Genomic DNA, 11,589 nt, shown 5'->3' with positions numbered 1-11,589 from the left:
CGGGTCTTGAGCCTTTCGAGACCTCAAGAGTGCAACGCCAACACAAGGAACGAGACATGATTGATATCGGTATTCTCGCCACCCTTCTTGGGCGAATTGTGCTCGGCAATGACCGTCCGGGCGCCCTCTCCCGCCCGAACTGTCGAATGTGACCTTCGTCCCCTTTCAACGGTATCAGACAAGTCAATTCGTCATCGCCTCGCAATCCGCGCGGCAGGAGTTCTACGCATGAAAAAGCAAGTTATCGAATATGCAGGCGTCCCCGTGGGGATCGTCATTCCAGATGAAGACCGGCTGAAATTCATCGCCGTGAAGTTTCACGTGCACGACCTTGACGAGCAGCGTTTCAGTTCGCCGGACGAGGTGAAGCTCGCGATCCACGACCTGATGACCCGGCGCCATCCAAAGCCAATCCATGCCTGAAAACAGGCTTAGGTTTCCGCACTTCATCGCTTTCCAAGATTTATGACCGGTCCCAAAAGGGGCCGGTCTTGTTTTTTCGTGCTGGTTGCGATCCTATCCGACGTCAACAAGGACGGCGCACTTGCTCAATCTCATTACCGATATCGAAGGCGTTTCGATCGGCCACGCAACGGACCTGAAGCTCGGTTCCGGCGTCACCGCGATTATCTTCGACGAACCGGCGACGGCTTCGGCCGCCGTTCTCGGCGGCGCGCCCGCAGGCCGGGACACCGCCTTGCTCGATCCGTCGATGACGGTCGAGAAGGTTGATGCCTTCGTTCTTTCCGGCGGCTCGGCCTTTGGGCTGGATGCGGCGGGCGGCGTCCAGGCCGGCCTGAGGGGAGCCGGCCGCGGATTCCAGGTGGGCACTTCGCGCGTGCCAATCGTACCCGAGGCGATCCTCTTCGATCTCCTAAACGGTGGCGACAAGGATTGGGGCCTGCATTCGCCTTACCGGGAGATGGGCTATGCGGCCTTCAAGGCGGCGACGAAAGGCGAATTTCCGCTTGGAACGGTCGGGGCTGGAACGGGTGCGACGACAGCGACATTCAAGGGCGGGCTCGGCTCGGCAAGCACGGTCAGCAGCGCTGGGCATCGGGTGGCGGCAATCGTCGCAGTCAATGCGCTCGGTTCGGCAACGATCGGCGACGGGCCGCATTTCTGGGCGGCACCCTTCGAACGAGACAACGAATTCGGCGGGCTCGGAATGCCGGCGGTGATAGATCATCGCTTGCGGCTGAAGGGCGTGATGGCGCCTGCAACCACGATCGGTGCGGTGGTGACCGATGCGGCACTGTCGAAAGCCGAGGCTCACCGGCTTTCGCTGGGCGCACATGACGGGCTGGCAAGGGCATTGCTTCCGGCGCATCTGCCGCTCGACGGCGATACGGTCTTTGCTGCCTCGACCGGTGCACGAGCGATGGCCGACATGGGCGAACTGATGGAGCTTTGCCATCTTGCGGGGATGGTCATGGCCCGCGCCATCGCGCGCGGTGTTTACGAAGCGACAACGCTGCCTTACGAGGGTGCGCAGCCGGCCTGGCGGGAGCTCTACCCGGACGGGCGTTGATTGCCCGGACAGAGTAACAAGGCCAAGCGGCGGAGAGAGAAAATGCAGATCCGGGCCCTGATGTATTTCGACGAGCTGGTTAGGACCAAGTCCATGCGCCAGGCTGCCGAGAACCTGGGCGTTGCGCCGACTGCCGTCAGCCGCCAGATCGAAAATCTCGAAGAGCATTTCGGCGCTGCGCTCGTCGAACGCAGCGCGCGCGGCGTGACGCTGACGGCCGCAGGTGAGCTGCTTGCCGCGCGCGCCGGGCGGACACTTCGCGAACTCGAGCACGTGCAACAGCTGATCGAAGATCTCAAGGGGATCGCGCGCGGTAGGGTAACCATCTACGCCAATGGAGCGATCGTCACCAGCCTGCTCGCACCCGCGCTTTCGGAATTCAGCCGCAGTTACCCCAATATCCGCTTCGAAGTGATGATCACCAGCGCGCGGCAGGCCATCGAAGCGGTGAACGCAGCACAGGCCGACATGGCGCTGACGCTTTTTGCGCCACCGATGTCGGAGGCAAAAGTGGTGACGCGCTTTGAAATCGCTTACGACGTGATCGTTTCGGCGCGTCATGCAGCGGCAGGCCGCAAGGAAATCACCCTTCGCGAACTTGCGCGCGATACGCTCGCCCTGCCCGAGAAGTCATTTGGTTTCCGCCAGAGCTTCGATGCACTTATCGAGCGGCAGGGGCTGACGATCGACCCGGTTTTCACGGCAAGTTCGCTGGAAATGCTTAAGGAACTCGTGCTCAGCGACAGCGCAGTGACGCTCCTGCCGGCACTTGCTGTTCGCCGCGAGATCGAGGCGGGTCAGCTTGCTGCAATCCCTCTTTCCAGCGAAACCTCCATCCGCACCCATGTCGCGCTCTCGATCGCACCGGACCGGCAGCTCTCCTTCGCGGCCGCCAAGCTCATCGGGTTCATCGAGAATTTCATGCGGACGAAACTGAAGAGCCGCTGAGGCCGGTCGCGCAAGGAGACAGCTTGCATTTTCTCTGCTTTTAGTGTGTAGCTTTTTTCGATACACTGTGAACACAAAATGTTCGCATCAATTTCACACCGCTTTTTCGGGATCCGCAGGATTATGATCACCAGGCTTTTGCCGGCACCTTTCACACGCCATGCCCAACGCCTCTCCCTCAGCGCTGCCCTTTCCGTCGTGATGATGGCAAGCGTCGTCATGCCGGCTCAAGCGGGCAAGGCGGTGCTCAATCTCGGCATGAGCGTCGAGCCGACGGGGCTCGACCCGACAATCGCCGCGCCGGTCGCGATCGGTCAGGTGACCTGGCAGAATATCTTTGAAGGGCTGGTGTCTATCGATGAGAGCGGCAAGGTCCGACCGCAGCTTGCCAAGAGCTGGGAACTTTCGCCGGACGGGCTGACCTATACGTTCAAGCTGCAGACCGGCGTCAAGTTCCACGACGGCGAAACCTTCGATTCCGCTACGGCCAAGTTCGCGTTGGAGCGTGCCCGCGGCAAAGATTCGGTCAATCCGCAGAAGCGCTTCTTCGCCTCGATTGCCTCCATCGATACGCCCGATCCCGAAACGCTGGTGCTGCACCTCTCGCAGCCGACGGGAAGCCTGCTTTACTGGCTTGGTTGGCCGGCATCGGTCATGGTTGGTCCGAACTCCACTGCGAGCGACAAGACGCACCCGGTCGGAACCGGTCCGTTCAAATTCGTCAACTGGGCGAAGGGCGACAAGGTCGAGCTCGCGAAAAACGAAGCCTATTGGAACAGCCAAGTATCTGTGAAGCTCGACAAGGTGACCTTTCGCTTCATATCCGACCCGCAAGCACAGGCTGCCGCACTGAAGGCAGGCGACGTGGACGCCATTCCGGAATTCGCGGCACCCGAGCTGATGAGCTCGTTCGAAGGTGATCCGCGGCTCGTGACGAAGATCGGCAATACCGAGCTCAAGGTCGTTGCGGGCATGAACAATTCCAGGAAGCCTTTCGACGACAAGCGAGTGCGCCAGGCCCTGATGATGGCGATCGACCGCCAGACGGTGATCGACGGCGCCTGGTCGGGCCTCGGCACGGCGATCGGTAGCCATTATACGCCGAACGATCCGGGTTATCAGGACATGACCGGTGTGTTGCCCTACAATCCCGAAAAGGCGAAGGCACTCCTTGCGGAAGCCGGTTATCCGAATGGCTTCACCTTCACGATCAAATCGCCGCAGATGGCCTATGCGCCACGCAGCGCCCAGGTCATGCAGGCAATGTTTGCCGAGATCGGCGTGACCATGAACATTGAACCGACCGAATTTCCGGCAAAATGGGTTCAGGATGTGATGAAGGACCGCGCCTACGAAATGACCATCGTGGCGCATGCCGAGCCGATGGATATCGACATCTATTCCCGCGATCCCTACTACTTCAACTACAAGAACCCGGTCTTCAACGATCTGGTGAAGAAGGTGCAGGAGACGACCGACCCCGCCTTGCAGGTCAAGATCAACGAAGAGGCGCAGAAAATCCTCGCCGAGGATGTGCCGGCGCTATATCTATTCGTCATGCCCAAGCTCGGCGTGTGGGACAAGAATCTGAAGGGCTTGTGGGAAAACGAGCCGATTCCTTCGAATGTTCTGACGAATGTGGCGTGGAAGGAGTGAGGCTGGGTTTTGTGCTGGATATGCAGAAGGCGTGAATAGGTGACGCGCAATTCTCTTCTCCCTCATCCCTGTGCTTGTCACAGGGCTCCAGAACGCCGAATTCCTTGGGCGCAAAAGACTCCTTCGATCGAGTCATTCGCGACGCCGACGCGCCGTGGCTGGATTCCTGTGACGAATGCGTCGGCCGCAAGTAAGCCGCGCCTATGATCGCGCTTCTTGGCCGCCGCTTTGCCGGACTGATCCTGACGCTTGCCGCCGTCTCTTTCCTGATTTTTGCTGTCATGGACCTTCTGCCGGGCGATGCCGCTTCGATCATGCTCGGAACCTCGGCGACGCCGGAGACGCTGGCAGCACTTCGCCATGAACTCGGGCTCGACCAGCCTCTGCTCTTTCGCTACGGCCAATGGGTAGCCGGGGTGCTTTCCGGTGATCTCGGGCAGTCTTATACCTATGGCGTGCCGGTTGCGGGGCTGATCCTCGAGCGGCTGGCAGTAACGTTGCCGCTGGCGCTGCTCGCGATCCTCCTTTCGGTCGCCATCGCCGTGCCGCTCGGTACCTTCGCGGCAGCACGGCGGGACGGCATCGCCGATATCATAGCGACGCTCTTTTCACAGGTAAGCATTGCCGTTCCGGCTTTCTGGGTGGCACTGCTGCTCATCATCCTGTTTTCGACGACACTTGGGCTCATGCCGGCAGGTGGCTTTCCGGGCTGGGGTGCCGGGCTCTGGCCTGCACTGCAGGCGCTGGTTATGCCCACCACAGCCTTAGCGCTTCCGCAAGCAGGCGTGCTGACGCGCGTCACCCGCACAGCGGTACTCGAAACACTGCACGAGGATTTCACGCGGACGGCGCTCGCGAAGGGACTGTCGGCCCGCGCAGTCTTATGGCGGCACGCCGTGCCGAATGCGCTGGTGCCGATCCTGACGACCCTTGGACTGCAGTTTACGTTCCTGGTGGCGGGCGCGATTCTGGTCGAAAACGTCTTCAACCTTCCAGGTCTTGGACGGCTTGCCTTTCAGGCATTGTCGCAACGCGACATCATCGCCATGCAGGACGTCGTGCTGTTCTTTGCCGCGCTCGTCGTCATCATGAATTTCCTCGTCGATATGTCCTATCTCGCGATCGACCCGCGACTGCGAAGGGATGTGTGACAATGGCGATCGCTTCCAACAGTTCCATCAAACGGCGGCCATTTATACTTAGCCGGCAAATAAAGCTTCTCGCCGGATCATCCATCGTCGGATTGCTTGTTGCGGTTGCACTTCTGTCACTCGTCTGGACGCCGCTGCCCCCTGCAAAGATGCAGATCATTTACAAACTGCAGCCGCCCTTCGCTTTCGGCGTGCTCGGGACCGATCAATTCGGCCGCGACGTTCTTTCGATGCTGATGGCCGGATGCTGGAATTCGCTGTCGATCGCCATCACCGCGGTCGCCATCGGCGGCACGATCGGTTCGGTTGCCGGCATTTCGGCGGCAGCCACCCGCGGCATTTTCGAAACGCTGCTGATGCGCGTCTGCGACGTCATCTTCGCGCTGCCGCCGATCCTCTCGGCGATGATCCTGGGCGCTTTTCTCGGATCCGGCAGGTTCACGGCGATTACAGCGATTGCCGTCTTCATGATCCCGGTCTTCGCGCGGGTCACACTTGCTGCTGCCCTTCAGGCCTGGAGCCGCGACTATGTGCTGGCGGCGCGCGCGATCGGCAACAGCCGCTTGACGATCTCGGTGCGCCATGTGTTGCCGAACATCATGAACCAGATCATCGTCCATGCCGCGATCCAGCTTGGGCTGGCGATCCTCACCGAGGCCGGTTTAAGTTTCCTTGGCCTCGGCGTGGCGCCGCCGGCGCCGACCTGGGGCCGGATGCTCGCCGATTCCCAAACCTATCTTGGGCTGGCGCCATGGCTTGCCATCCTGCCAGGGCTTACGATCGGGCTTGCCGTTCTCGGCTTCAACCTGCTGGGCGATGGACTGCGCGATTTCTTCGACCCGCGGCGATTTTGATCAGACCGGACGGCGGTAGCCGGTCGGCTGTTGGTAGAGCTGGCCTATTCGTTTGACAGCCGCCTCGAAATTCTCGCGGGCGACAGTCATCGTGTAGCCATTGGCGTGAATGATCGTTTCGGGGTCCTCCATGATTGCGACATGTCCCTTCCAGAAGACGAGGTCGCCGCGGCGAAGTCCGGAGCGATCGATCCTTTCGCCGAGGCTTGCTGCCTGCATGTCCGTGTCGCGCGGTGCGCTTTTGCCGGTCATCAGCATGGCCAGTTGAACGAGAGCAGAACAATCGATGCCAAGGCCCGAACGGCCGCCCCACAAGTAGGGTGCATTCATGAAGCGCGACGCGATCTCGACATAATCGTCATCCTTGCCGGCGGCGACGGGCTGGACATGCCTTGCAAAAATTGCGGTGCCATCCTCCAGAACGACGTACTGATTTCCGCGCACCTCTGCCTCACCCGCGACCCTGACGCGGCTGCCCATGGAAAGCACGGATTTATAGGGCTTTCGCAATTCCGGTTGCGGATAGAGGAAGGTGCGCTGCACGGTGACGATATGTGTCGGCTCCGTCTGGGCGTCGGACAGCATTTCCTCCGGCATATAGCCGACATAACCGTCCGAACGGGCCTTTACCCAGCACCAGCCGCCGGCGCGGTCAAAGACCGTTACATCCTCCCCGAGGAGCAGTTCCGTATCGATGCCGACTGACATATCCGGTTGCGGGCGAAGCGGTGCAACGGCAACCGCGATCCGCGCCGGGGTACCGAAAACGAAGCGCAAGGCTTCGACCTTGCCTTCAAGACTCGCTTCGGCAAGATCCGGCCGATAGGCATGCAGGCGGCGGTCGAGCATCGTCATCTCCATTCCACTTAGATCGGCAGGCGGCGCCCCTGGTCACGCACCAGGTCGCCGAGCTTCTCGAGATAGAGCGCGCCGCCAACGGTGCGCTTGATGATCACGTTCCGCCGGTCGCTTTCGTCGCGTGCCCGATCGACAAGGCCCATTTCGCCCATGGTATCCAGCGCCCGGGTGATAACCGGTTTTGTCACGTTCAGCGTCGCGGCAAGCCCCCGCACGGTATGGGGCGGCGGCACCAGATAGATATGCAGCAGGATCGCCATCTGGCGCAACGTCAAATCACGTTCGTCATGGTGAACCTGGTTAAGCGTAACGCCGTGCCAAAGCCGCAGGGCCTGCGAGGCAGTCAATTCGATCGGCAAGGCTCCTCCGGAAAATCATTACGCTACCGTTCTACTTTCCGCGAGAGGATGCTGGCAGGCAAGAGGCGGCAGAATCTGCCGCCCCCCAAGGTGAATAAAATTTTAACGATCGCGGTCAGCCGCGGCGGATATGGTGGTAAAGCGCGCGGATCGCCTGCGCCTCGCCGCCGCCTGGCGAATGAGCGCGCTCGGTCGGCGCCCAGCCGTAGATGTCGAAATGCGCCCAGCTCTTCGCGTTGCTGACAAAGCGTTTCAGGAACAGCGCCGCCGTGATCGCACCCGCCATGCCGCCCGCCGGAGCGTTGGTGATGTCGGCGATCTTGGCGCGGATATCCTTGTCATAGCCCATATAGAGCGGGAGCCGCCACAGCGGGTCGTCCGTCTCGAGGCTTGCTTCAGTCAGATCGTGAGCAAGGTTTTCGTCATCCGTGAAGAAGGGCGGAAGATCGGGGCCGAGCGCAACGCGGGCAGCGCCCGTCAGCGTCGCCATGTCGATCAAAAGATCCGGTGATTCCTCGTCGGCATAAGCCAGCGCATCGGCGAGGATCAGGCGGCCTTCCGCGTCGGTATTGTCGATCTGGACTGTCAGGCCCTTGCGGCTCTTGTAGATGTCTCCCGGGCGGAACGCGTTTGCCGAAATCGAATTTTCAACGACGGGAATGATGACGCGGAGATCGACCTTCAGCTTCGCGTCCATGATCATCAGCGCAAGACCCATCACGTTCGCCGCACCGCCCATGTCCTTCTTCATCAAGAGCATGGAGGAGGCCGGCTTGATGTCGAGGCCGCCGGTATCGAAGCAGACGCCCTTGCCGACAAGCGTAACCTTGCGGTGGCCCTTCTTCCCCCAGCGCAGTTCCAGAAGCCGTGGCGCGTCGGCGCTGGCGCGGCCGACGGTGTGGACCAGTGGGAAGTTCTCCTTCAGCAGATCATCGCCGATGGTGACCGACATTTCCGCCTTGTAGTGCTCGGCAAGGCCGCGGAAGGCAGCTTCGAGCTGTTCGGGGCCCATGTCATTGGTCGGTGTGTTGATGAGATCGCGAGCGAGGAACACGCCTGCGAGCTGACGCTTGATATCCGCGCCATCGGCATCGCGCGGGATCATCAGCGTCGCGGCTGCCTGCTTGTCGGAACGATAGCGGTCGAAACGGTAGCTGCCGAGACCGAAACCGAGCGACAGGCGGTTTGCCGTCAGCGGTGCGGTTTCGATATGCCAGTCGCCGGCGGGCAGTGAACGGGCAAGCTTGCCGGTGATATAGGGCTGCTCCGATGGATTGGCGCCGAGGCCGAAAAGCGCGCCGCCCAGATGGCCGGCGGCGGTCGGGATCAGCAGCAGCGAACCGCTTTCCGCCTTGTAGCCTGCCTTCTTCGCCCAATCGAGCGCGATCGGATCGATCGTGCCGGTCTCGATATGCGCCGGCGTGACCGCGAAGATCGGCAATGTGGAACCGCCTTTCGTGTTGAAAGGCGTCGGTCTCTCGATGAACTGATAGGGGGCCATATTTATCCTTCGGCGATGTCCGGGAATCGTTTTCTTAACGGTCCGTTAGGGTTAACAGACTATTGCTGGAGTGAAGATTGCGTCAAACCTTTCCCTGTTCCGCTTAGAGGTCAAACGCCAGTTTCTGAATTCAGGAAAGCGCAATGCCTCTCCCGGCCATCCATCCATTCAAGAACCGTATTTTCCAGTACGTCACCACAGCGCTGGTTGTCACCGCGCTCGCTGGTTGCTCGACGACCAAGGACAAGATGACGACGGGTTCGGTGCCGAAGCTGACAAAGCCGGTCGAAACCATGGATGCAAATGAGCTTCACGCAATGACGGACCGGGTCGGGCAGGCCTACGAGAAAAACCCCCGCGATCCGGTAAACGGCGTCAACTACGCCAACCTGCTGCGCATGGCCGGGCGCGACGCGCAGGCGCTTGCCGTCATGCAGCAGGTTGCGATTTCCAATCCCAAAGACCGCAATGTCCTTGCTGCCTACGGCAAGGCCCAGGCAGCCGCAGGACAGTTCCAGCAAGCGCTCGACACGATCGGCCGGGCGCAAACCCCGGACCGGCCTGACTGGAAGCTCATTTCTGCCCAGGGCGCGATTCTCGACCAGATGGGCAAGCCCAGCGATGCGCGAGCGCGTTATCGCGATGCGCTGGACATCATGCCGAACGAGCCTTCCGTGCTTTCAAATCTCGGCATGTCCTACGTGCTGACAGGCGATCTCAGGACTGCCGAAACCTATCTCAAGCAGGCGGCGAGCCAGCCGGGCGCCGATAGCCGTGTCAGACAGAACCTCGCCCTTGCTGTCGGCCTGCAGGGACGTTTTCCGGAGGCCGAAGAGATCGCCCGCCGCGAACTCGCGCCGCAGCAGGCAGACGCCAACGTCGCCTATTTGCGTTCCATGCTTTCCCAGCAGAATTCATGGCAGAAACTCGCGGCGAAGGACAGCGCGCCGGCAAGCAACACCAACTGATCTCGACTACCGAAGCATCGCGCCGGAGAAGATCAAGCGCAAACCCAGCCCGCCCATGACAAGCCCGGCAGCGCGGTCGATCCAGTGCTTGGCGGCCAAATAGACCTGGCGCGGACGGCGGGCGGAGAAAGCCAGCGCCACGATCGAATACCATCCGGCCTCAATCGCGAAGATTCCGATCGGCAGACCGATCATGACACCTGCGGGTACGGTTTTCGGCAGAAACGCTGCGAATATGCTCGCATAGACGATGATGGTCTTCGGATTGCTGAGCTGCGTCAGCAGCGCCATCGAGAAACTGCGGCCGAGCGACGCCCTGCCCTCAACCGCACCGGACACCTCGATGGGCGCCTTCGCGCCCTGCCAGATGCGAAACGCGATATAGACAAGATAGGCACCGCCTGCAAACTTCAGCACCAGGTAAAGCCACGCGAATTGCGTCAGCAAAGCCGTCAGGCCTGCGAGCGCAAGAATGCCGAACATCACGCCACCGACACCCATCCCGAGCGCCGCTGCCAGGCCATCAAGGCGCGAGCGGGAAATGGCGATGCGGGAAACGACGACGAAACTCGGGCCGGGGCTCACCGCTCCGACCATCAGTGCTGCAAAAATGCTGGTGAGGATGGCTGCGGAAGACATCAAGGCTCGCTCCTGATTTAGAAAGACGCCAGGCGAGCGGCGGTCACATCAGCACTTCCCGATGGTCTTCGATCTCATTCGCCAGTCACGCGAAAACTACGGCTAGCTGGTTTCCGCCCCGCCTGCAAGCGACATCAGAACCTGTCGGCGACCTGGATGCCGGCCGGGCCGAGGATGACGGCAACGAGAACGGGAAGGAAGAACAAAATCATCGGAACGGTCAGCTTCGGCGGCAGGGCAGCCGCCTTCTTTTCAGCCTCGTTCATGCGCTCGTCTCGGCCTTCCTGTGCGAGAACGCGCAGCGCCTGCGAAATCGGCGTACCGTAACGGTCGGCCTGAATGAGGGCCTGGGTGACTGAACGCACGAGATCGATCTGCGTGCGCGTGCCGAGGTTTTCGAGCGCCTGACGGCGGTCCGGCAGGAAGGAAAGCTCGGCCGTCGTCAGCACCATCTCTTCGGCAAGCGGCGGCGACTGTTCGCCGAGCTCTTCCGATACGCGGCGCATCGCTGCTTCGATCGAGATGCCGGACTCGACGCAAATCAGCATCAGGTCGAGCGCATCCGGCCAGGCACGCTTGATCGAATGCTGACGCTTCGACATGCGGTTCGAGATGAAGATGTTCGGCGCATAAAAACCGAGATAGCCCGTGCCGATCATAGCAAGCAGGCGGATAGGAAGCGGCTTGGCTGCGAGGTTGCCGAGACCGAAAATCCAAAAGGCGGCGAGGGCGAGGAAAACGAAGGGCAGAAAGAACCGGGCGACGAGGAAGGTGTTCAGAGCGTTTTCCGAGCGGTAGCCGGCTGCGCGCAGCTTGTTCATCGTGTTTTCGTCGACCAGCGCTTTGCGCAGATTGAAGCGCTCGACGATCTGGCGAACAGAGCGATTGTTTTGGTTGCGAAGCGATGCCTTGTTTCCCGCCTCCGTGTTCATACGGGCACGCTCGCGCGCACGAATCTGATCACGCTCCGTCGAAACGGCGCGCATGCGCTTGTTCAGGTCGCCGCGCTCGAAGAAGGGAACGGCGATCGTGTAGAAGGTCGCAAAGACAGCGATCGCAACAAGAAGTGCGACCAGCATGGCCGGATCGGTCAATCGCGCTGCAAGATCTGCTGACATGACGCT

General features: G+C 60.9%; 12 protein-coding genes. 7 read left to right on the top strand and 5 right to left on the bottom strand.

All coding sequences use genetic code 11. The features are described 5' to 3' along the window. Nucleotides 1-228 precede the first annotated feature (228 nt). The 6 genes from ISN39_RS20355 to ISN39_RS20330 all read left to right on the top strand — a co-directional run bounded on the left by ISN39_RS20355 (nt 229) and on the right by ISN39_RS20330 (nt 6,140). A complete protein-coding gene (locus tag ISN39_RS20355; RefSeq protein ID WP_027510551.1) occupies nt 229-423 on the top strand; it encodes a hypothetical protein in 195 nt (64 codons plus the stop codon). 121 nt (nt 424-544) lie between these two features. After that, complete coding sequence (locus tag ISN39_RS20350; RefSeq protein WP_194728669.1) at nt 545-1,531, top strand: P1 family peptidase; 987 nt, start codon at nt 545-547, stop codon at nt 1,529-1,531. A gap of 42 nt (nt 1,532-1,573) precedes the next feature. After that, nucleotides 1,574-2,479, top strand: coding sequence for a LysR family transcriptional regulator (locus tag ISN39_RS20345; protein WP_194728668.1), 906 nt, complete (start codon nt 1,574-1,576; stop codon nt 2,477-2,479). 123 nt (nt 2,480-2,602) lie between these two features. Continuing rightward, entirely contained in the window at nt 2,603-4,135 is a 1,533-nt protein-coding gene (locus ISN39_RS20340; protein ID WP_194728667.1) for an ABC transporter substrate-binding protein, read from the top strand. 203 nt (nt 4,136-4,338) lie between these two features. Continuing rightward, a complete protein-coding gene (locus ISN39_RS20335) occupies nt 4,339-5,286 on the top strand; it encodes an ABC transporter permease (RefSeq protein WP_194728666.1) in 948 nt (315 codons plus the stop codon). Between the two features lie 2 nt (nt 5,287-5,288). Then, nucleotides 5,289-6,140, top strand: a complete 852-nt coding sequence (locus ISN39_RS20330; protein WP_194728665.1) for an ABC transporter permease — start codon at nt 5,289-5,291, stop codon at nt 6,138-6,140. On the opposite strand, the gene ISN39_RS20325 is transcribed toward ISN39_RS20330, so the two are convergent. The 3 genes from ISN39_RS20325 to ISN39_RS20315 all read right to left on the bottom strand — a co-directional run bounded on the left by ISN39_RS20325 (nt 6,141) and on the right by ISN39_RS20315 (nt 8,858). Then, complete coding sequence (locus ISN39_RS20325; RefSeq protein WP_194728664.1) at nt 6,141-6,995, bottom strand: NlpC/P60 family protein; 855 nt, start codon at nt 6,993-6,995, stop codon at nt 6,141-6,143. It lies immediately after the preceding gene. Between the two features lie 11 nt (nt 6,996-7,006). Further along, on the bottom strand, nt 7,007-7,357 hold the full coding sequence (locus ISN39_RS20320; RefSeq protein ID WP_028739383.1) for a MarR family winged helix-turn-helix transcriptional regulator: 351 nt from the start codon (nt 7,355-7,357) through the stop codon (nt 7,007-7,009). Nucleotides 7,358-7,472: 115 nt separating this feature from the next. Beyond that, on the bottom strand, nt 7,473-8,858 hold the full coding sequence (locus tag ISN39_RS20315; protein WP_194728663.1) for a M17 family metallopeptidase: 1,386 nt from the start codon (nt 8,856-8,858) through the stop codon (nt 7,473-7,475). 143 nt (nt 8,859-9,001) lie between these two features. On the opposite strand from ISN39_RS20315, the gene ISN39_RS20310 reads away from it, so the two are divergent. Continuing rightward, complete coding sequence (locus ISN39_RS20310) at nt 9,002-9,826, top strand: tetratricopeptide repeat protein (RefSeq protein WP_194728662.1); 825 nt, start codon at nt 9,002-9,004, stop codon at nt 9,824-9,826. Nucleotides 9,827-9,832: 6 nt separating this feature from the next. Here the strand turns inward: ISN39_RS20310 and ISN39_RS20305 are convergent, their stop codons facing one another. Both ISN39_RS20305 and ISN39_RS20300 read right to left on the bottom strand, forming a co-directional pair. Beyond that, nucleotides 9,833-10,465, bottom strand: coding sequence for a LysE family transporter (locus tag ISN39_RS20305; RefSeq protein WP_074066282.1), 633 nt, complete (start codon nt 10,463-10,465; stop codon nt 9,833-9,835). Nucleotides 10,466-10,599: 134 nt separating this feature from the next. After that, nucleotides 10,600-11,583, bottom strand: a complete 984-nt coding sequence (locus ISN39_RS20300) for a type II secretion system F family protein (RefSeq protein ID WP_194728661.1) — start codon at nt 11,581-11,583, stop codon at nt 10,600-10,602. Nucleotides 11,584-11,589: the final 6 nt, after the last annotated feature.

The organism is Rhizobium sp. 007, from assembly GCF_015353075.1.
Taxonomy (GTDB): Bacteria; Pseudomonadota; Alphaproteobacteria; order Rhizobiales; family Rhizobiaceae; genus Rhizobium.
Note: the sequence above shows the minus strand (reverse complement) of the source record. Positions and strands in the feature narration are given on the sequence as shown.

Excerpts from the sequence above, each read along its gene's own strand:
- ISN39_RS20305 (WP_074066282.1), bottom strand. The coding sequence starts at position 10,465 with ATGTCTTCCGCAGCCATCCTCACCAGCATTTTTGCAGCACTGATGGTC.
- ISN39_RS20300 (WP_194728661.1), bottom strand. The coding sequence starts at position 11,583 with ATGTCAGCAGATCTTGCAGCGCGATTGACCGATCCGGCCATGCTGGTC.
- ISN39_RS20335 (WP_194728666.1), top strand. The coding sequence starts at position 4,339 with ATGATCGCGCTTCTTGGCCGCCGCTTTGCCGGACTGATCCTGACGCTT.
- ISN39_RS20325 (WP_194728664.1), bottom strand. The coding sequence starts at position 6,995 with ATGACGATGCTCGACCGCCGCCTGCATGCCTATCGGCCGGATCTTGCC.
- ISN39_RS20340 (WP_194728667.1), top strand. The coding sequence starts at position 2,603 with ATGATCACCAGGCTTTTGCCGGCACCTTTCACACGCCATGCCCAACGC.
- ISN39_RS20345 (WP_194728668.1), top strand. The coding sequence starts at position 1,574 with ATGCAGATCCGGGCCCTGATGTATTTCGACGAGCTGGTTAGGACCAAG.
- ISN39_RS20355 (WP_027510551.1), top strand. The coding sequence starts at position 229 with ATGAAAAAGCAAGTTATCGAATATGCAGGCGTCCCCGTGGGGATCGTC.
- ISN39_RS20315 (WP_194728663.1), bottom strand. The coding sequence starts at position 8,858 with ATGGCCCCCTATCAGTTCATCGAGAGACCGACGCCTTTCAACACGAAA.
- ISN39_RS20330 (WP_194728665.1), top strand. The coding sequence starts at position 5,289 with ATGGCGATCGCTTCCAACAGTTCCATCAAACGGCGGCCATTTATACTT.
- ISN39_RS20310 (WP_194728662.1), top strand. The coding sequence starts at position 9,002 with ATGCCTCTCCCGGCCATCCATCCATTCAAGAACCGTATTTTCCAGTAC.